The sequence below is a fragment of the Halomonas sp. TA22 genome (assembly GCF_013009075.1).
GTDB lineage: Bacteria > Pseudomonadota > Gammaproteobacteria > Pseudomonadales > Halomonadaceae > TA22.
The window spans coordinates 945,560-964,779 of the sequence record NZ_CP053108.1; the positions used below are offsets into that span (position 1 = coordinate 945,560).

Consider the following 19,220-nt stretch of genomic DNA (forward strand, 5'->3'; position numbering starts at 1 on the left):
GGCTGAACGTTATAATCGAACATTTTATAGGCGCGCGAGCGACACATGGAATTGATCCGGGGACTGCACAATCTGCGCGAGAGGCATCGCGGCTGCGTGGCGACCATCGGCAACTTCGATGGCGTGCACCGCGGCCATCAGGCGATCCTCGATCAGCTGCGCGAGCAGGCCAGGGCGCTGTCGCTGCCGCTGACGGTAGTGGTGTTCGAGCCGCAGCCTCGCGAGTTCTTTGCCGGCGACCAGGCCCCGCCGCGCCTCACACGGCTGCGCGACAAGGCCAGGCTGCTGGCGGAATGCGGCGCCGAGCGCGTGCTCTGCCTGCCCTTCAACGAGGCGCTGCGCAGCCTGACGGCGTGTGAGTTCATCGACCGCGTGCTGATCGCGGGGCTCGGGGTGCGTCACCTGGTGGTGGGCGACGACTTCCGCTTCGGCTGCGAGCGCGACGGCGACTTCGCGCTGCTGGCCGAGGTGGGCGCGCAGCAGGGGTTCGGTGTCGAGCATACCCGCACCTTCGCCATTGATGGCGAGCGCGTCTCGAGTACCCGGGTGCGCACGCTGCTGGCCAGCGGCAACTTCTCCCAGGCCGAGTGCATGCTGGGACGCCCTTACTGGCTGGCCGGGCGGGTGGTGGCCGACCAGAAGCTCGGACGCACGATTGGCGTGCCCACCGCCAACCTGCCGCTGCTGCCGTTGCCGCTGACGTTGCGCGGCGTCTACGCGGTAATGACCGAACTGGCCGATGGCCGCTGCCTGCCGGGTGTGGCGAACATCGGCTGGCGACCCACGGTGGGCAGTAAGCGCCCGGTGCTCGAGGTCCACCTGTTCGACTTCGACGAGGACCTCTATGGCCAGCGGTTGACGGTGTTCCCCTGCGCCAGGCTGCGTGGCGAGATCACTTTCGATGGCATCGACGAACTCAAGCGTCAGATCACGCGGGACCAGGCTCGGGCACGGCAGTTCTTCGCCTCCCGCGATGCAAGCCTGACATCTCTTCCTCTGGCATCGGCGCCGTTGGCGCGCGAAGCTGCGATAAACGACTCCTCGGCGGACCATGCGGATGCCGGGCGCGACGATGACGGACACTCATGAGCGATTACAAGCACACCCTGAATCTACCGGAAACCGACTTTCCGATGCGTGGCAACCTGCCCAAGCGCGAGCCCGATCGCGTGGCGCGCTGGCAGGAGATGGACATCTATCGTCGCCTGCGCGAGGCGGGGCGTGGCCGTGAGACCTTCGTGCTCCACGATGGCCCCCCCTATGCCAACGGCAGCATCCACATCGGTCATGCGGTCAACAAGATCCTCAAGGACATCATCGTCAAGTCCAAGAGCCTGGCGGGCTTCGATGCCCCCTATGTGCCGGGCTGGGACTGCCATGGCCTGCCCATCGAGCACAAGGTCGAGACCACCCACGGCAAGCACCTGGAGGCGGACAAGGCGCGGGGGCTGTGCCGCGAGTACGCCGGCGAGCAGATCCAGGGGCAGCTCAAGGACTTCGTGCGCCTGGGCGTGGTCGGTGACTGGGACAAGCCCTATCGCACCATGGACTTCACCAACGAGGCGGGCGAGATCCGTGCGCTGGCCGAGATGGTCAAGGGCGGTTATGTCTTCAAGGGGCTCAAGCCGGTCAACTGGTGCTTCGACTGCGGCTCGGCGCTGGCCGAGGCGGAAGTGGAGTACGCCGACAAGAAGTCAGAGGCCATCGACGTGGCCTTCCCGGTGGAGGAGGCTGACAAGCTTGCTGCCGCATTTGGCCTGAGCGAGCTGCCCAAGCCCGCCGCCATCGTGATCTGGACCACCACGCCCTGGACCATTCCGGCCAACCAGGCGCTCAACGTCCACCCCGACTTCACCTACGCGCTGGTCGATACCGGCGAGCGGCTGCTGGTGCTCGCCGAGGAACTGGTCGCCTCGTGCCTGGAGCGCTTCGGCCTCGAGGGCGAGATCGTCGCCACCGCCCAGGGGTCACGTCTCGATCTGATCGAGTTCCGCCACCCGTTCTACGATCGGCTGTCGCCGGTCTATCTTGCCGACTACGTGGAGAGCGAGGTCGGCAGCACCGGCATCGTGCACTCGGCGCCGGCCTACGGCATGGACGACTTCGTCACTTGCCGGGCCCATGGCATGAGCTTCGATGAGATCGAGAGCCCTGTTCAGGGCAATGGCGTCTATGCCGAAAGCCTGCCGTTCTTCGGTGGGCAGATGATCTGGAAGGCCAACCCGGCCATCGTCGCCAAGCTCGAGGAGGTCGGCGCGCTGATGGCGCATCAGACCATCACCCACAGCTACATGCACTGCTGGCGCCACAAGACGCCGGTCATCTATCGGGCCACGGCGCAGTGGTTCGTTGGCATGGATATTCAGGACAGCGACGGCCGCACGCTTCGCGAACGTGCGCTGGAGGGGATCGAGGCGACCGAGTTCGTGCCCGCCTGGGGCAAGGCGCGGCTGCACTCGATGATCGCCAACCGCCCGGACTGGTGCATCTCGCGCCAGCGCAACTGGGGCGTGCCGATTCCGTTCTTTCTGCACAAGACCAGCGGCGAGCTGCACCCGCGCACCGTCGAGCTGATGGAGGAGGTAGCCAGGCGTGTCGAGGGCGAGGGCATCGATGCCTGGTTCCGTCTCGAGGCAGCGGAGCTGCTTGGCGACGAGGCCGCTGACTACGACAAGGTCACCGATACCCTGGACGTGTGGTTCGACTCCGGCACCACCCACTGGCACGTGCTGCGCGGCTCACACCCGCTTGGCCACAGCGAGGGGCCGCGAGCCGATCTCTACCTGGAGGGTTCCGACCAGCACCGCGGCTGGTTCCACTCCTCGCTGCTGACCGGCTGCGCCATCGACGGTCACCCGCCCTACAAGGGCCTGCTCACCCACGGCTTCACCGTCGATGCCCAGGGGCGCAAGATGTCCAAGTCGGTGGGTAACGTGGTCGCGCCGCAGGAGGTGATGGACAAGCTTGGCGCCGACATCCTGCGCCTGTGGGTCGCCTCCACCGACTACTCTGGCGAGATGGCGGTCTCCGACGAGATCCTCAAGCGCACCGCCGACGTCTATCGACGTATCCGCAACACGGCGCGCTTTCTGCTCGCCAACCTCAACGGCTTTGCGCCGGAGCGGGATGTGGTGGCGTTCGACGAGATGCTGGCGCTGGATCAGTGGGTGGTCGATCGTGCCGCCCAGCTGCAAGCGCGCATCGACAAGGCCTATGCCGAATACCGCTTCCTCGATGTCTATCAGCAGGTGCACACCTTTTGTGCCCGGGAGCTTGGTGGTTTCTACCTCGACGTGATCAAGGACCGCCAGTACACCACCCAGCGCGACTCGCTGGCGCGCAAGAGTTGCCAGACCGCGCTCTATCATGTGGTGGAGGCGCTCAGCCGCTGGGTGGCACCGATCCTGTCGTTCACGGCCGAGGAGATCTACGAACACATCCCCGGCGAGCGACTCGAGAGCGTGCTGCTCGAGACCTACTATCCCGGCCTTGGTACCCTGGAGGTGCAGGCCGAATTCGGTCGCGACTTCTGGGAGCAGGTCCTCGAGGTCAAACAGGCGGTCAACAAGTGCCTGGAGGATGCGCGCAACGACAAGCGCATCAAGAGCGGACTCGCCGCCGAGGTGACGCTGCATGTCGACGGCGCCCTGCGCACCACCCTGGAGAAGCTCGGCGAGGAGCTGCGCTTCGTACTGCTGACCAGCGATGTGCATCTGCAGCCGCTGAGCGCAGGAAGCGAGGCGGAGCCCACCGAGCTCGAGGGGCTCAAGGTCGCCGTCATGGCCAGCCCACATGACAAGTGCGAGCGCTGCTGGCACCACCGCGAGGAGGTGGGTACCCTTGCCGAGCACCCCGACCTGTGCCAGCGCTGCGTCTCCAACCTGCCGGAGGGGCCGGGTGAAACCCGCCGCTACGCGTGAGAGAGCCAATGTCCAACGTCGATCGCCTCAAGCACCATGACCAAGTGAACGAGCCGGCCGAGACTCGCCCGATGCACAAGCCGCTGCGCTGGTTGTGGCTGGTGGTCCTGGTGATTGTGCTCGACCTGGCGACCAAGGCACTGGCCACGCAACTGCTAGACTATGCGCAGCCGGTGTCGGTCTTGCCGATCTTCGATCTGACGCTGCTGCACAATACCGGTGCCGCCTTCAGTTTTCTGGCGGGCCATGCCGGCTGGCAGCGCTGGTTCTTCGCGCTGGTGGCGGTGGGCGCCAGTGTCGGCCTGTCGATCTGGATGAGCCGCCTGAAGGCCAGCGAGAAGCTGCTGGCGGCATCGCTTGCACTGATCATCGGCGGCGCGCTGGGCAATCTCTACGACCGGCTGATCCATGGCTACGTCATTGATTTTCTGTCGTTCTACTGGGGGCAGTACTATTTCCCGGCCTTCAACGTGGCGGATATCGCGATTACGCTTGGCGCGGCGGGGCTGATCTGGGAATCGATTCGCGACGCCCGGCGCGGCAAATGAGGCGGCGCCGAGCTAGCATCAACGTTAACGAGAGGCTGCCATGAGCGACTACCGTATTGGTGAAGGCATGGAAGTGACGCTGCACTTCGCCCTGAAACTTGAAGATGGCACCGTTGTCGACACCACCCGCGACAAGGCCCCGGCTACCTTCCAGCTCGGCGACGGCAATCTGCCGCCGGGCTTCGAGTCGCCGCTGAAGGGGCTTGGCGATGGCGAGAGTGGAAGCTTTCAGATCACGCCGGAGCACGCCTTTGGTCAACACAATCCGCAAAACGTCCAGTTGCTGAAGCTCGACGACTTTACCGAGGTGGTACCCGAGGTCGGTACCCTGATGTCATTCGCCGACCCCTCCGGGGGCGAGCTGCCTGGCCTAGTCGTCAGCATCGACGGCAATCAGGTGGAGGTTGACTTCAATCATCCTCTCGCCGGGCGTACCCTGACCTTCGAGGTGGATATCATTACCGTCCGCCCCGCCACCACGCACTGAGCGGCTTTCCCTTTTCCGAGTCCAGGCAAGTGAGGCAACGATGCTAATCAAGCTGGCCAATCCCCGTGGTTTCTGCGCCGGGGTCGATCGCGCCATCGAGATCGTCAACCGGGCGCTTGACGTCTTCGGTCCGCCGATCTACGTGCGCCACGAGGTGGTTCACAATCGCTTCGTGGTCGAGACCCTGCGCGAGCGTGGTGCGGTATTCGTCGAGGAGCTGCACGAAGTGCCCGACGACGTGATCGTGATCTTCTCCGCCCATGGCGTTTCCCGGGCGGTGCAGGAGGAAGCCAATCGGCGTGGGCTTCGCGTCTTCGATGCCACCTGTCCGCTGGTCACCAAGGTGCATCTCGAGGTGCTGCGCTACGCACGGCGCGGCCAGGAGTGCATCCTGATCGGTCATGCTGGCCATCCGGAGGTCGAGGGTACCATGGGGCGTTACGATACCTCCCATGGTGGCGCCATCTATCTGGTGGAGGACGAGGCCGATGTCGAGTCGCTGGAGGTCAGGGATCCGAGCCAGTTGGCTTTCGTGACCCAGACCACGCTTTCGATGGACGATACCGCCCGGGTCATCGATGCGCTGCGCGCCAAGTTCCCGGAGATCGAAGGGCCGCGCAAGGATGACATCTGCTACGCCACCCAGAACCGTCAGGATGCCGTGCGCGGCTTGGCCTCGGAGAGCGATTTGGTGCTGGTGGTGGGAAGCCCCAACAGTTCCAACTCCAACCGCTTGCGCGAACTCTCCGAGCGTGTCGGCACGCCCGCCTATCTGATCGACGATGCCGAGCAGATCGACCCCCAGTGGCTTCAGAAAGTTTCCTCGATCGGTATCACCGCCGGTGCCAGTGCTCCGGAGGTGCTGGTGGAAGGGGTGATTAAGCGTCTTCAGGCACTAGGCGCGACGGCTCCCCAGGAGTTGTCGGGGCGTGAGGAGACCATTACTTTCTCGATGCCGCGTGAATTGAGAGAGCGGATTATCGCCAGCGAGTGAGATTAGATTTTTCGGCGATGCCGATTGCATTAACCATGAAAAGCCGGGCTAAGCCCGGCTTTTTTTTGCCTTTAGTTTATTAGAAACATGGTGTAATGCAGTATTAGGTTTTAAAATGTAACAATTTGAAAACAGATGGGTGTCATAGAGATGTCAGCAGGGCAAGCCATAGCAAGCCAGGGTCGGTCAAGCGGACAGGCCGGCTTTACCTTGATCGAGTTGCTCACTGCCCTGGCCGTGCTAGCCATCCTATCCACCCTAGCCCTGCCTGGGTTCTCCACCCTCATGTGGGACAACCGGGCTGCGAACTTGAGCAACGAATTGGTGACCGCGCTCAATGTGGCGCGCAGCGAGGCGATCAAGCGCGGGGAGAGCGTCACCCTCTGTGCCATGGCGGGCTGCGCGACGACCGACTGGTCGAAAGGCTGGCAGTTGCTGGATGACGGTCATAATAAGTTGCGCGAATGGCAACCCAATGTGCCGGGAATGGCGGTGACCGCCGAGGTGGCCCAGCTGGTGTTCGATGGCATGGGGCGCCCCGCGGCGAGTCTGGACATTCTTCTCGAGACAGGCCATCGGACACGGGAGATCAGCGTAAGCCGCAGTGGTCTGGTACGTGTCTCGAGCGACACCTCGCAGGGAGATAGTCGTTGATGCAGCCTCCTTCTTGCCAGCGTGGTGTCACCCTGATCGAAGTGCTGGTAGCCGTGCTGATTCTCTCGCTCGGGTTGCTGGGCGTGGCGGCGATGCAGACCAAATCGCTAAGCATGAATCACAGCGCCTATATGCGCAGCCAGGCCAACAGCATGGCTTATGACGTCATCGATCGAATGCGCGCCAACCGTGGCGCCGCGCTGAGCGGTGCCTACAACCATCAGCGCAAGGCCGCCGCGCCGGCGGGCGGCAGCGTCGCGGCCACGGACGTGCGCGACTGGCTGAGCGATCTTGAGGTCACGCTGCCCGATGGACTGGGCGAAATATTGCTCAGCAATGGCAACCGGGTGAGCGTGACTGTGGAGTGGCGCGACCGTGATGGTGAGACTCAGGCATTCGTCACGGTGACCGACCTATGATCCCCCACGATGCGCCTCGTCGGCGCTCCACCCAGCGGGGCGTGACTCTGGTGGAGCTGATGATCTCACTGGTGCTGGGACTGCTGGTGACGGCCGCCGTCTACCAGGTATTTCTCTCCAACCAGCAGTCATACCGCATGCAACGCTCGCTTGCCCATATCCAGGAAAATGGACGTTTTGCGCTGGATATGCTGGCACGCGATATTCGCCCTGCCGGTTATCGTGGCGGCTGTGCCAGCGGGGATCAGGTCAATATTCATCTAAGCGGCAGTGATCTCTCACGCTTCTCCCTCGAAGAGAGTATCGAGGGCTGGAATGGTACGGCAGGCGAATACGCCTCGAGAATCACCGGCTATGTACCAGGAACCGACGTGCTGCTGGTCAGTCAGGTGACCGAAACGGGAGTTGGAATCGACTCGGTTTCCGGCAATAGCGTGAAATACAGCACCTTGGGAAATTTGAGTATCAAGCCAAATGACATCGTCATTATTTCTGACGGGGTGGAGTGTGACGTATTCAAAGTAAGAAATATCAACGATAAAAATAATCTAGTTGCCGACGGTGTTCAGGGTGGTGAATCACCGGGATGGAGAAGCGATTATTCAAATGGCGCAGAGATAGTCGTGCAGGAGAAATCGCTCTACTTCATTGGCCTCGATGTGGACGACAGACCTGCGCTGCGTCGCATGAGCCTGACCGATTCCACAGGAGTCGAGACCCTGGTCGATGGCGTGGAAGATATGCAGATCACCTACGGCATAGGCACCGACAAGGTCGATGCCTATGTCGATAGTCCCGATAATTGGGAGAGGGTGGTTGCGGTGCGTATCAGTCTGCGTCTGAGTGGCGAAGAGGGCAATGTCATGCCGAATCCAGTATCGCTGCAGATGGGCAATATCGATTTCGTCGCTCAGGGAAGTGACCTTCGGATGCATCAGGTATTCACCACCACCATTGCGCTGCGCAATCGCCTGCCATGATAGGGGACGTCTCCAAGTGATTGAAATTTCGGGAGCGTTGACTTGTCTTCACCCTTTACCGTCACGCCAGCGGGGAATGGCGCTGATCATCGCCATGGTGTTCATGCTATTACTGACCATGCTGGGGCTTTCCGCCATGCAGAACACCACGTTACAGGAGCGTATGGCAGGCAATCAGCGCGATCATGGTATGGCCTTTCAGGCGGCTGAAGCGGGACTGAGAGAAGCGGAGCGATTGATCGAGATCGGTATTATCGAACCGGAAGAGGGTGAAAGCCTTCAGGGAAAGTATGCCTTCTCCAGTGTCGCCAATCTGTCAAGAGACCCCGAATACACGATAGAGAGTACGGGGGTGGCGGGCTATTACAACGCCGATGGGTGCGAACGTATCTATCACGCCTACCTCATTACATCGATAGGCTACGGTGGCTCGGCGAACAGCCAGGTCGAGTTGGAATCCCGCTACATAAGAAGCAGCAATGATGACTGTGAGTGAGGCTTGGTTATGCCTGTAAGCAAATCGTTGCAAAGAATAGGTGCAAATACCGCCATCGGTAGTGCGATGCTTTTGACAGGTGTCATGGCGGCCCAGGCCAACGTCAATATCGCCCCTAGTCCACTCACCGTCACGCCCTATGTGACGCCCAATATCCTGCTGATCCTGGATAACTCCAACACCATGGTCGAGGATGTCGCCGGTGCCGTGGCTGCCGAGTGTGATCCTGGCCCGATGGCCAATTGTGTTGCCGGGGCGGCCAGTCCTCTCAGTAAATCCGAGATCATTCGTGGCGTAGGTCGGCGTCTTCTCGACGACTATCGCGGCCAGATCAACCTCGGTCTAATGGCCTATCAGCAGTATCCCGCATCGGCAACTAGCACCTGGACCGACAACGTGATACTTGCCGATATCGTGGACCGGATCTATGACGTCAGCTATAGCTCGAGCAATTACGACCCCGCCTTTTCGGGTAATCCCTGGGACTCCGCCAGGAAGCGCTTCGCTATTCCCAACCCTTTGGATACCCGCAACAGCATCTATTTCAATATCCGGGTTCCGGGCTATACCACGGGTAGCGGACAGCTGAATTACTACACGACCCGGGAGTCGAACTCCAACTGGCGAAATGAGCCGTTCAGTTTCAACTGCTACCGGACCAAGACGGGCACGTCGGATTCATTGACCACTGGTTACAGCAGCGGCTGCGGCACGACAAGCGGCAACCTGAACGATAGCGCCCGGGCCCGGGGCGTGACGCACTGGGGGCAGCGCATGGTGGCGCTACCCTTCAACCGTAAGGAGTGGGTGAGTACCAATTCGCCCGGTCTTGGTTACCTGCATACCCCCATCGCGCTGCTCGATGAGGCGCACAGGGCCAGAATCGCCAAGAAGATCGCCCCTCAGCATCATCGATTCTCAAGCGGACTGCTGACCAACCCTAATGAGCCGATCATTGCGGCGGGATTGACTCCCCTTGAAGGCACGCTCTACACGGCAAGGGACTATTTTCTCAACCAGAACACCTATTTCACGACGGCCCAGGGGAGGGGAAACGCGCAGTACCCGCTGCCCGAGAGTTGTGACGTCAATACCGCGATCTGGCTCACCGATGGCATGCCCTCGGTCACCCGTACGGGGGTGCCCCTTGGGGCGGATGTCTCGAAGGCACTGGCAGACGCCGTGACCGCGACCCGCTCGCTTCACGAAGCGGCGGGTGTCGATGTCTATGTCGTCGGTTTCGCCATGCCGCCGACGGTCAGCGAGGATCAGCTCGAACAGCTGGCCCAGGCCGGCGGTACCCGGCGCGCCTACCTGGCCGATGACGAGGACTCGCTTGACGAAGCGATGACGCGCATCTTCGACAATATCATCGCTTCACCACGCGAATCGGCGACCTCCGCTGTCATCAATACCACCCGCCTCGAGTCGGGGACCCGGCTGTACTCGGCGGGCTACCGCAGCGAGGACTGGTCCGGCAGGCTCGAGGCCTACACCCTCGATGCCAGCGGTAACCGCAATGTGCTGTGGAACGCCGAGGAGGTGCTCCGCCAACAGCAGGGGCGGGCCATCTACACGGCCGCTGGCCCTCTACGTGCTGACAACACCGCGCTGAGTGCTGCCCAGGTCGACTGGCTTAAGGGCCGCGATGGCAACCTGCGTTCGCGCACCACGAGCAACGGTACACGGCGACTGCTGGGCGATGTCGTCAATGCCAATCCGGTCTTGATGCGTGCCACGGAGAACACTCGGGACGTGCTGTTCGTGGCTGCCAACGACGGCATGCTGCACGCCTTCGATGGCGATAATGGCCGCGAGTTGTTTGCCTTTTTGCCAAGCGAGCTGGTGATGGGGCAGGCCCCCATCACCGAGGTGATGCAGGTCGACTACAGCCACCGCTACTTCATGGACGGCACCCCGGCGGTGCGCAACATCGGCACCGATGGCGCCCCACGGCAGATACTGGTCGGGACGATGGGCGCAGGTGGGCGCTCGGTATTCGCGCTGGATGTCACCTCTCCCGCCTCCTTCACCTCAAGCCAGGTGCTGTGGGAGTTCACCCATGCGGAGCTTGGCTTGGGGGCCACCGAGCCTGCCATCGTCAAGCTCGCGGATGGTACCTGGGCGGCGGTGTTCGGCAACGGTTACAACAGTGCCAGCCGGCGCGCCAGCCTGTTCGTGGTCGACCTGCACAGCGGCACGCTGATTCGCAGAATCGATGTCGGCAACCCTGGCGGCAACGCCAGTAATGGTCTCGCCCCACCGATGGTGACCCAGTGGCCCGATTTCGATGGCACCTCCCGTTTTGCGTATGCCGGCGACCTGCTCGGCAACATGTGGCGCTTTGACATCAATTCTGGCGACGTGAAGCGACTGCTTTCCGGTGATGCCGCCCGACCCATCACCTCCGCCCCGGCCCTGGCGACGGCTTCAGGGAATCGCAGCACGCTGGTGGTGCTGTTCGGCACCGGCAGCTATTTCCAGGTGGGCGATGCGGCGACGCTGGATAGACAGCGCCTCTATGGCCTGCACGATAGCGTGGGCGCCAGTCAGGGGTCGGGTTCGCTCAGACAGCAGAGGATCGTTCAAGATATTGTCTCTACGGTCGATAACGCAGAGGGGGACAGTACCCGTTATCGGCTGCGGGTCACCTCCAACGAGACGCTTGGCAATCGGCAGGGATGGTTTCTTGAACTGCCCCCTGGAGAGCGGGTGATCTCCACGCCGGCATTGACGCTGGGGTACGGTCGCAACCGGGTGCGTTTCTCGACCCTGATTCCGCTCAATGACCCTTGCCGAGGGGGGAGCGAAGGCTATTTGTTGGATTTGCGTATCGATGATGGCGGCAGCGGCAACCAGGCGATCTTCGACCTCAACCAGGATGGCGTCGTGGATGCAGATGACATGATCGATGGCGCCGTCGTGAGTGGAATCAAGTTCGGTACCGGTGAGCAGGTCGCCACGGTACGTGACGCCGCCACCGGCCTTGACGTGCTCTACGTGGGGGATCCGGAGGGAGCCGCCCTGTCCAGAATCGAGGCCCTCTCGGGCAACTCACGTGACGGTCGTCAATCCTGGCGCCAACTCCGCTGAGCGATCGCCGAAAGAGGAAGCAGATGAAGAAATATCGATTGGCGCGGGGCTTTACCCTGCTCGAACTGATGATCGTCGTGGCGATCGTGGCGATCCTGGCATCGATCGCTTACCCCAACTATCAGCGCCATGTCACCTCCACCTGGCGGACCAAGGCGGTGACGTGCCTGAGCGAGCTCGCCCAGACGATGGAGCGCCGTTATACCGCCGCCATGAGCTATGCCGGAGAGAGGCCCAATGCCGCATGCGCAAGCGAGATCGAGGCAGAAAATCGTTACGTCTTCTCCTTCGATGGCGAACCGGATGACATCTCCTTTGCCATTCAAGCCGTACCTCGTGGTATCCAGGCCACACGTGATAGCCAGTGCGGCACGCTCACCATAGATCAGACCGGGGCGCGCCGCGCCAGTGGTGGAGAGCCCCGCTGTTTTTGAGTAGCGCCTCGGCCAAGTGGAGTGGTAATGGCGGTTACACAGCAGGATAGGAGCACTCCATGTGGTTCTTTAGGAAACGAGAAGCGCAGGCGAAGGGCGCCGAGACGAAGAGGCCCCGTGACCGCCGTCTCAAGGAGGCGCGCCTGCCGGTCAGCCTGCTACAGCCCGGCATGCGCTTGACCGGGCTAGACCGGCCCTGGGAGGAGGTTCCGGTCCTGTTTCAGGGGTTCGTCATTCGCAAGGCGGAGGACATTCGCACTTTGAGGCAACACTGCCGCTGGGTGCTGGTCGAGGGGGAGTCCGAGCTGGTGGACCAGGCGCTCAGGAGTCTTGAAAGCGCCAACCACGACACGGATAACCGCTTCGTGGAGCACCACTCCATCGCCAAGGAGCTGCCGCGGGCGCAAGCCACCTTCGAGGAGTCGCGGCGTTTCATCAACGAGGTGTTTCAGGATATCCGAACCGGCAAGGATCCCGATCTCGATGCCGCCAAGCCCCTGGTAAGGAATTTCGTCCAGAGCGTCAACGCCAACGCCTATGCGCTGTTCTGGCTGAGTCGCGTCAAGGAACGCGATGCCTATACGGCCGAGCACTGCCTACGGGTATCGGTCTTTGCCATCTCCTTTGCGCACTTCCTCGGCATGAGCGAAGAGGAGCAGGAGCTCATTGGACTGTGCGGTCTGCTTCACGATATCGGCAAGATCAGAACCCCCGATGAAGTGCTCAACAAGCCGGGCCGCCTCACGCCGGAAGAGTTCGCGATCATGAAAGAACACCCCGTCGAGGGCTACCGCATGCTGTGCGAGCGGGAGGATTCGCATCCCGTGGTCAAGGATGTGACCCTCTATCACCACGAACGCCTCGATGGTACGGGCTACCCTGAGGGGCTGACGGCCGAGCGCATCAGCCGTCATACCCGGCTGATCTCGATCATCGACGTCTACGACGCCATCACCAGCAGTCGGGTCTACAAGGAGGGCAAGCCGGCCAACTTCGCCACCAATATTCTCTACGAGGGGCGCGGCACCCAGTTCGATGCCGAGATGGTGGAGGCGTTCATCCGCATGGTGGGGGTCTACCCGGTGGGCAGTGTGGTGAAGCTGACTACAGGCGATATTGCACTGGTTTCCGGTTCGCACCCCAACCGCCGGTTGCAGCCCCAGGTCGAGGTGGTGTTGGATCGGGAGCGCCGCGAAATCCCGTCATTCATCCTCGACCTTGCCGACGAGCCGGTGACTGCCGAGGGTCAGCCGATAGGGATCGCGCGGCCGCTGCCGGATCACGAATGCAGCGAGCAGCTGGTCAAGCGTATCGAGACCCTGGTGCGCATGCAGGGTCGAGTCGCCTGAGGCTCAGCACGAGCCCGAATTGTTCACTTCGCTTCTGGCACGGCCGGTATTGTTGAGGATGATCCTGGCGCCCTGGCCATGCTTGCCGCAGACGAGAAAAGTGCCGTTGTGGCCGCGTGTCCAGCCGCTGGCCTGGTGGCGGATCGGCAGCCGGCGGTTGAAGGTCACCGCTGGGCCGCTACCCGGGTCGATGACCCTGAGCCGCTGGGTGCCGGCAAGTGAGCCTCCGGCGGCCTGCCCCTCGACGATCACCAGCATCTGCGACCAGTCGTCGAAGGCACAGTGGGTCGCTTCGAGCGAGGCGACCGGACACAGCGATATGACCGCTCCCCGCGTAATCGCGCTACTCCTCGCCATGGCCAGTGCGCTCTTCAGACGCAACACCTCAGCGGCAACCTGCTGGCGCTCGATGAAGTGGCTGTAGCCAGGAACCGCCCAGGTCGCCATGATGACGATGACGGCAATCACCACGAGAAGCTCGATCAGGGTGAAGCCGCCTGGTGCCGCCTTTGTCGTATACGCTCTTGTGCGGTGAGATATCATCATCGGCATGGTCTGCCCCTGCGGGTGTGCTTTGTTTTACGACTGTTATCGCTATAACCTGCTCAATCTTCTGTAAGTTTTGTCGGAATCTGCCGTGAGTGATTTCTTAATCGTGGGCGGTGGCGTCATTGGTATGATGACGGCGCTGCAGCTGGCCGATGCGGGCCATGAGGTGACGATCGTCGAGCGTGGCGAATGTGGTCGCGAATCCTCCTGGGCGGGGGGCGGCATCGTCTCGCCGCTCTATCCATGGCGCTACAGCGCGCCGATATCGCGGCTCTCGCGCTGGTCGGAGGGCTACTATCCGGAGTTGGCGCTGCGCCTGCTGGAGGAGACCGGGGTCGACGCCGAGTATCGCCAGAAGGGATTGCTCTACCTGCGTGTCGAGGATGAACCGGCCGCACTGGCCTGGGCGCGTGGGGAGGGCAAGCCGCTCGAGCGGGTTGATCGAGACTTTCTCTATCGCAAGGAGCCCAATGCGGCTCCAGGCTGCGATGGTGCCTTGTGGATGCCGACCCTGGGCAGCCTCCGCAATCCGCGGCTGGTCAAGGCACTGCGCACCCGGTTGCGCCAGATGGACAAGGTGCAGCTACGTGAAGGGGCGGCGGTGACCGCTCTGCTACGTCGCGGCCATCGTGTGCTTGGGGTGGAGACGGACCAGGGGCAGATCGCCGGCGATCACACGATCATCTGTGGTGGCGCCTGGGCCGGTGATTTGCTGTCGCCGCTCGGGGTAACGCTGCCGGTGCGTCCGGTCAAGGGCCAGATGATCCTGTTCAAGGCGCCGGTCGGCCTGGTCTCGCGGGTGGTGCTGATGGACGGGCGCTATGTGATACCGCGTGGCGATGGCCGGGTACTGGCCGGCTCGACTCTGGAGGAGGTGGGCTTCGACAAGACGCCGACCGACGAGGCGAAGCGTTCGCTATGGGAAAGCGCCACGCGCATCATGCCGGCCCTGGCCGACTGCGAGGTGGAACATCACTGGGCGGGGCTGCGGCCGGGCTCGCCGGAGGGGATACCCGTCATCGGCTTGCTGCCCGGCTTCGACAACCTGCACGTCAACGCCGGGCACTACCGCAATGGGTTGGTACTGGCGCCGGCCTCGACACGGCTGCTCGCCGATCAACTGCTCGGCCGGTTGCCGATCGTCGATCCCGCCCCCTATCGGCCGGAGGCAAGAGGCGTCGCAGGTCAGCGCTGAATTACTCCTGAGTCAGCTCTGGGGCTCCTGCTCCTCGAGATACTTGTCGCGGTGGGCACTCGAGCAGAACCACTCGCCGCGCTCGCGCAGGGCGTCGCTCTCGGGAAGGTGCACATTGCAGTAAGTGCAGCGCACCATGTGGTTGTTGCTCAGGGGGCGGGTATCTCGCGCTAGCAGCTCCTCGCGTTCGAGCTTCCATTCGCGATACATGCGGTAGAGCTTCAGGCCGGCAAAGAACAGCACGGCGAATATGATCAGTCTGATGAGCAACAGGTTCATCCTTATCTCTCTCCCAGGTAGGGCCGTGGCGTTGCCACTGTTTTGCTACTGAGGCGGCCATGCGGGACAATGGTGTTAACCGAGAGTTTCGAGAGATTTACGCGACCATGCAAGACTTGACGCTGGTAATGGCCCAACTTGACCCGTTGGTCGGCGATATTCCGGGCAACACGGCACGCACCATCGAGACGGTACGCGAGGCGCGCATTGAGCATCGCGCCGATGTCGTGGTACTGCCCGAGCTGTTCCTGACCGGCTATCCGCCCGAGGATCTGCTGCTGCGCAGCTCGATGGAGGCGCGCCTGAGCGAGGCGCGCGAGCGTATGGCCAGCAAGATGGCCCGCGATGTACTGGTGATCGTCGGCTACCCCGGCCTGCGCGACGGCAAGCGCTACAATCTGGCCGGTGTGCTCTACAACGGCGAGTGGCTAGCCGAGTACGCCAAGCAGGCACTGCCGAATTATCAGGTCTTCGACGAGCAGCGCTACTTCCAGGCAGGCGATACGCCGCTAGTGGTGGAACACAAGGGCGCCAGGCTCGGCATCCTGATCTGCGAGGACCTCTGGACCCCCGAGCCGGCCCGCCTGGCCCGCGAGGCGGGGGCCGAAATCCTGCTCACGCTCAATGCCTCTCCCTACCATCAGGACAAACCCTCCGAGCGCCTCACCCTGCTTGGCGAGCGTGCCGCGCAGGTGCAGCTGCCGCTAGTCTATGTCAACCAGATCGGTGGCCAGGACGAGCTGGTCTTCGATGGCGGTTCGGCCTGCGTGGATGCGCGTGGCGAGCTCAAGGTGCGGGCGCCGCACTGGCAGGTCGGATTGATGCCGGTGAGATTCGTCAAGGCGGAGGAGCGCTGGGAGCCCCAGGTCGGTGAATGCGAGCCCGAGCCCGCCTCCGAGGAGAGCCTCTACTGCGCGCTGGTCACCGGCGTGCGCGACTACGTCAACAAGAGCGGCTTCAAGGGCGTCGTGCTGGGCCTCTCGGGAGGGATCGACTCGGCGCTTTCGCTTACCATCGCGGTGGATGCGCTGGGTCCCGAGCGGGTGCAGGCGATGATGATGCCCTACCATTACACTGCTGAAATATCGCAGCAGGATGCCGCCGAACAGGCCCGAATGCTGGGCGTGCACTATGAAGTGTTGCCGATCGCCCCGATGGTCGAAGCCTTCGGCGAGACGCTGGCGGAAAGCTTTGCCGGTACCCAGCGCGATACCACCGAGGAGAATCTGCAGTCGCGGGTTCGCGGCGTGCTGCTGATGGCGATCTCCAACAAGAAGGGCTTGATGGTGCTGACCACCGGCAACAAGAGCGAGATGGCGGTGGGCTACGCCACGCTCTACGGCGATATGGTCGGCGGTTACAACGCGCTGAAGGATGTCTACAAGACCTGGGTCTACCGACTTGCCCGGTGGCGCAATGCACAGGAACCAGCGATTCCCGAGCGGATCATCACGCGTCCCCCATCGGCCGAGCTGGCACCGGACCAACAGGATAGCGACTCGCTGCCGGACTACGACGTGCTGGACGCGATCCTGTCGCGCTATATCGAGGAGGACATGAGCGCCGAGGCGATCATCGAGGCGGGATTTGCGCGCGATGACGTCTATCAGGTGGTCAAGCTGGTCGATCGCGTCGAGTACAAACGCCGCCAGGCCCCGGTTGGGGTCAGGGTCACGCCGAGAGGCTTCGGGCGCGATCGGCGCTACCCCATCGTCAATGGCTGGGAGCCGGGGGTGTGATAGTGCCTGAAGCGGGGGCTACTTGAATAGGTCAGCCTAAACGAGTCGGTCCTAACGAAGAGAGCCTCGCCATTGGCGAGGCTCTCCTGTTTCTAGCTTGTCCCGAACTTACACCGAGAGCGGCGAGGCGTCGACATGCAGCGGCTGGAAGGTGCGGCCTCTCAACCGGTCGTTGCCTGGGTCGTTCTCAAGCAGCGTGACCAGCACTTCGCGGGCGCGGTCGCGCATCTCCAACCCCAGGTAGCCCTCGACCATCACCGCCAGTGCATCACGGGTGGCAGTGGATTCGGGATAGTTCTCGATCACCCAGCGGCCGCGCTGCACGGCGGCTAGATAGGCGCCTTTGCGCAGATAGAAGTCGGCGACATGCAGCTCGGAGGTGGCCAGCACGTTGCGCAGGTAGACGATACGCTGGCGCGCGTCCGGGGCGTATGAGCTGTCGGGGTAGCGCTGCACCAGCTCACTGAAGTCCGCATAGGCGTCACGCGACGCTCCCAGGTCGCGCCGGGAGATATCGATCAGCTTGAGACGTTCAAGACTGAAGCGTCCGGCCTGATAAGCGGCCAGACCACGCATGTAGTAGGCGTAGTCGACCTGAGGATGGTCCGGCTGCAGACGAATGAAGCGGCTCGCCGCTGCCCGCGTGGCTTCCCAATTGTCGATCTGGTAGTAGGCGTAGATCAGCTCCAGCTGAGCCTGCTCGGCGTTTTCACCGAATGGAAAGCGGGTATCCACGGCCTCGAGCTGTTCGACCGCGGTGACGTAACGCCCCGCCTCGAGCGAAGCACGCGCCTGACGGTAGAGTTCACCCTCGGCGAGCTGTGGAACGCTTTCTTCTTCCTGGGACTCATCGTCGTCGCCACCACCGAACATGGCACAGCCGGTCAATAAGGTCGCGACCAGGGCGAGGGCACCGAGCCGGGTGCCGGTAAGCAAAACGCGCATCATGATCCTCGTATCAAACAACCCGGATTGGCCATGCTAGAATCGATCGCAATCAGCCATAACCGGCACACTATAACGCACCCGCTTTAAAACACACAGGCCCAGCCGGGAAAACCCGGGCCACACGGCACCCGCTGTGGCCGAGCTTACAGGCGTCATTTATCCATGCCAGAGAAACTTCATCGCGAGGCGCGTGTGCCCGATGCCATGGGCGGCCAGCGTCTCGATCAGGCGGCGGCGGAACTCTTCGCCGACTTCTCCCGAGAACGCCTCAAGAGCTGGATTCAGCAGGGGGCGCTGACCGTCGATGGCACTCAGGGCCGCCCCCGCGACAAGCTCTACGGCGGTGAACGGCTAACGCTCGATGCCGAACTGGAAGAGGAGACCCGCTTCGAGCCCCAGGCCATTGCGCTGGACATCCGCTTCGAGGATGACGATGTGCTGGTAATCAACAAGCCAGCGGGGCTGGTCGTGCATCCGGCGGCCGGCAATCCCGACGGCACCCTGCTCAATGCCTTGCTGCATCACTGCAAGACGTTGGCCAGCGTGCCGCGGGCGGGGATAGTGCATCGCCTGGACAAGGACACCACGGGCCTGATGGTCGTGGCCAAGCACCTGACCGCCCAGGCCGCACTGGTCGAGCAGCTCCAGGCACGCAGTGTCGCGCGCGAGTATGATGCCGTGGTGACCGGCGTGATGACCTCCGGTGGTACCGTGGATGCCCCCATTGGCCGCCATCTCAAGGACCGCAAGCGCCAGGCGGTCACCGCCGGCGGCAAGCCCGCCATCACGCACTATCGTGTCGTCGAACGTTTCCGGGCGCATACCCATGTGCGCTGTCGCCTGGAAACCGGGCGCACCCACCAGATCCGCGTGCACATGGCGCACAAACGCTTTCCGCTGATCGGCGATGCGCTCTATGGTGGACGACTGAAGCTGCCGGCCGGTGCCGATGATGCGCTCAAGGCCCTGCTGCGCGGATTCAACCGTCAGGCTCTGCATGCCCGGCGGCTGGCCTTCCTTCACCCGGGCTCCGGCAAGCAGGTCGAATTTCGCGCCGAGCTTCCCGACGACATGCTGATGCTGCTCGATTACCTTCGCGACGACCACGCCACCATGCGTTGAGCGCCATTATTGAG

General features: G+C 62.6%; 18 protein-coding genes. 15 read left to right on the forward strand and 3 right to left on the reverse strand.

Annotated features, from left to right (window positions below; genetic code table 11):
- Positions 1-45 precede the first annotated feature (45 nt).
- From ribF to HJD22_RS04455, 12 genes are all read left to right on the forward strand, one after another.
- Entirely contained in the window at positions 46-1,089 is a 1,044-nt protein-coding gene (gene ribF, locus HJD22_RS04400) for a bifunctional riboflavin kinase/FAD synthetase (RefSeq protein ID WP_208654022.1), read from the forward strand.
- Entirely contained in the window at positions 1,086-3,920 is a 2,835-nt protein-coding gene (gene ileS / locus HJD22_RS04405) for an isoleucine--tRNA ligase (protein WP_208654021.1), read from the forward strand. The genes ribF and ileS overlap by 4 nt, the downstream gene beginning before the upstream one ends.
- 8 nt (positions 3,921-3,928) lie before the next feature.
- Positions 3,929-4,468 carry a signal peptidase II gene (gene lspA, locus HJD22_RS04410; protein WP_248730101.1) on the forward strand — a complete coding sequence of 180 codons (540 nt, stop codon included), beginning with the start codon at positions 3,929-3,931 and terminating at the stop codon, positions 4,466-4,468.
- Positions 4,469-4,508: 40 nt separating this feature from the next.
- Entirely contained in the window at positions 4,509-4,955 is a 447-nt protein-coding gene (fkpB, locus tag HJD22_RS04415; RefSeq protein ID WP_208654020.1) for an FKBP-type peptidyl-prolyl cis-trans isomerase, read from the forward strand.
- 40 nt (positions 4,956-4,995) lie between these two features.
- Positions 4,996-5,949, forward strand: a complete 954-nt coding sequence (ispH, locus tag HJD22_RS04420) for a 4-hydroxy-3-methylbut-2-enyl diphosphate reductase (protein ID WP_208654019.1) — start codon at positions 4,996-4,998, stop codon at positions 5,947-5,949.
- Positions 5,950-6,099: 150 nt separating this feature from the next.
- Positions 6,100-6,603, forward strand: coding sequence for a GspH/FimT family pseudopilin (locus tag HJD22_RS04425; RefSeq protein ID WP_208656730.1), 504 nt, complete (start codon positions 6,100-6,102; stop codon positions 6,601-6,603).
- Complete coding sequence (gene pilV / locus HJD22_RS04430; RefSeq protein WP_208654018.1) at positions 6,603-7,022, forward strand: type IV pilus modification protein PilV; 420 nt, start codon at positions 6,603-6,605, stop codon at positions 7,020-7,022. Before HJD22_RS04425 ends, pilV begins: the two co-directional genes overlap by 1 nt.
- Complete coding sequence (locus HJD22_RS04435; protein WP_208656729.1) at positions 7,019-8,002, forward strand: PilW family protein; 984 nt, start codon at positions 7,019-7,021, stop codon at positions 8,000-8,002. Before pilV ends, HJD22_RS04435 begins: the two co-directional genes overlap by 4 nt.
- Before the next feature lie 76 nt (positions 8,003-8,078).
- Complete coding sequence (locus tag HJD22_RS04440; protein WP_208654017.1) at positions 8,079-8,498, forward strand: PilX N-terminal domain-containing pilus assembly protein; 420 nt, start codon at positions 8,079-8,081, stop codon at positions 8,496-8,498.
- Positions 8,499-8,564: 66 nt separating this feature from the next.
- A complete protein-coding gene (locus tag HJD22_RS04445) occupies positions 8,565-11,591 on the forward strand; it encodes a pilus assembly protein (protein ID WP_208654016.1) in 3,027 nt (1,008 codons plus the stop codon).
- A gap of 23 nt (positions 11,592-11,614) precedes the next feature.
- Positions 11,615-12,025: a type IV pilin protein gene (locus HJD22_RS04450; protein WP_208654015.1), complete on the forward strand. Its 411-nt coding sequence runs from the start codon at positions 11,615-11,617 to the stop codon at positions 12,023-12,025.
- A 59-nt stretch (positions 12,026-12,084) separates the two neighbouring features.
- Positions 12,085-13,374: an HD-GYP domain-containing protein gene (locus HJD22_RS04455; RefSeq protein ID WP_208654014.1), complete on the forward strand. Its 1,290-nt coding sequence runs from the start codon at positions 12,085-12,087 to the stop codon at positions 13,372-13,374.
- Positions 13,375-13,377: 3 nt separating this feature from the next.
- Here HJD22_RS04455 and HJD22_RS04460 read toward each other — a convergent pair whose 3' ends face one another.
- Positions 13,378-13,926, reverse strand: coding sequence for a GspH/FimT family pseudopilin (locus HJD22_RS04460; RefSeq protein WP_208654013.1), 549 nt, complete (start codon positions 13,924-13,926; stop codon positions 13,378-13,380).
- Positions 13,927-14,011: 85 nt separating this feature from the next.
- Here HJD22_RS04460 and thiO point away from each other — a divergent pair, with 85 nt between their 5' ends.
- On the forward strand, positions 14,012-15,118 hold the full coding sequence (thiO, locus tag HJD22_RS04465) for a glycine oxidase ThiO (RefSeq protein ID WP_208654012.1): 1,107 nt from the start codon (positions 14,012-14,014) through the stop codon (positions 15,116-15,118).
- Between the two features lie 12 nt (positions 15,119-15,130).
- Here thiO and HJD22_RS04470 read toward each other — a convergent pair whose 3' ends face one another.
- Complete coding sequence (locus HJD22_RS04470; RefSeq protein WP_208654011.1) at positions 15,131-15,397, reverse strand: PP0621 family protein; 267 nt, start codon at positions 15,395-15,397, stop codon at positions 15,131-15,133.
- A 107-nt stretch (positions 15,398-15,504) separates the two neighbouring features.
- On the opposite strand from HJD22_RS04470, the gene HJD22_RS04475 reads away from it, so the two are divergent.
- Positions 15,505-17,136: an NAD+ synthase gene (locus tag HJD22_RS04475; protein ID WP_208654010.1), complete on the forward strand. Its 1,632-nt coding sequence runs from the start codon at positions 15,505-15,507 to the stop codon at positions 17,134-17,136.
- Between the two features lie 108 nt (positions 17,137-17,244).
- Here the strand turns inward: HJD22_RS04475 and HJD22_RS04480 are convergent, their stop codons facing one another.
- Positions 17,245-18,081 carry an outer membrane protein assembly factor BamD gene (locus HJD22_RS04480; RefSeq protein ID WP_208656728.1) on the reverse strand — a complete coding sequence of 279 codons (837 nt, stop codon included), beginning with the start codon at positions 18,079-18,081 and terminating at the stop codon, positions 17,245-17,247.
- A 165-nt stretch (positions 18,082-18,246) separates the two neighbouring features.
- Here HJD22_RS04480 and rluD point away from each other — a divergent pair, with 165 nt between their 5' ends.
- A complete protein-coding gene (gene rluD / locus HJD22_RS04485; protein ID WP_208654009.1) occupies positions 18,247-19,206 on the forward strand; it encodes a 23S rRNA pseudouridine(1911/1915/1917) synthase RluD in 960 nt (319 codons plus the stop codon).
- The last annotated feature ends 14 nt before the right edge of the window (positions 19,207-19,220 follow it).

Bases quoted from the DNA above. Each gene is read 5' to 3' on its own strand.
- ribF (WP_208654022.1), top strand. From the start codon at position 46: ATGGAATTGATCCGGGGACTGCACAATCTGCGCGAGAGGCATCGCGGC.
- ileS (WP_208654021.1), top strand. From the start codon at position 1,086: ATGAGCGATTACAAGCACACCCTGAATCTACCGGAAACCGACTTTCCG.
- lspA (WP_248730101.1), top strand. From the start codon at position 3,929: ATGTCCAACGTCGATCGCCTCAAGCACCATGACCAAGTGAACGAGCCG.
- fkpB (WP_208654020.1), top strand. From the start codon at position 4,509: ATGAGCGACTACCGTATTGGTGAAGGCATGGAAGTGACGCTGCACTTC.
- ispH (WP_208654019.1), top strand. From the start codon at position 4,996: ATGCTAATCAAGCTGGCCAATCCCCGTGGTTTCTGCGCCGGGGTCGAT.
- HJD22_RS04425 (WP_208656730.1), top strand. From the start codon at position 6,100: ATGTCAGCAGGGCAAGCCATAGCAAGCCAGGGTCGGTCAAGCGGACAG.
- pilV (WP_208654018.1), top strand. From the start codon at position 6,603: ATGCAGCCTCCTTCTTGCCAGCGTGGTGTCACCCTGATCGAAGTGCTG.
- HJD22_RS04435 (WP_208656729.1), top strand. From the start codon at position 7,019: ATGATCCCCCACGATGCGCCTCGTCGGCGCTCCACCCAGCGGGGCGTG.
- HJD22_RS04440 (WP_208654017.1), top strand. From the start codon at position 8,079: ATGGCGCTGATCATCGCCATGGTGTTCATGCTATTACTGACCATGCTG.
- HJD22_RS04445 (WP_208654016.1), top strand. From the start codon at position 8,565: ATGCTTTTGACAGGTGTCATGGCGGCCCAGGCCAACGTCAATATCGCC.
- HJD22_RS04450 (WP_208654015.1), top strand. From the start codon at position 11,615: ATGAAGAAATATCGATTGGCGCGGGGCTTTACCCTGCTCGAACTGATG.
- HJD22_RS04455 (WP_208654014.1), top strand. From the start codon at position 12,085: ATGTGGTTCTTTAGGAAACGAGAAGCGCAGGCGAAGGGCGCCGAGACG.
- HJD22_RS04460 (WP_208654013.1), bottom strand. From the start codon at position 13,926: ATGCCGATGATGATATCTCACCGCACAAGAGCGTATACGACAAAGGCG.
- HJD22_RS04470 (WP_208654011.1), bottom strand. From the start codon at position 15,397: ATGAACCTGTTGCTCATCAGACTGATCATATTCGCCGTGCTGTTCTTT.
- HJD22_RS04475 (WP_208654010.1), top strand. From the start codon at position 15,505: ATGCAAGACTTGACGCTGGTAATGGCCCAACTTGACCCGTTGGTCGGC.
- HJD22_RS04480 (WP_208656728.1), bottom strand. From the start codon at position 18,081: ATGCGCGTTTTGCTTACCGGCACCCGGCTCGGTGCCCTCGCCCTGGTC.
- rluD (WP_208654009.1), top strand. From the start codon at position 18,247: ATGCCAGAGAAACTTCATCGCGAGGCGCGTGTGCCCGATGCCATGGGC.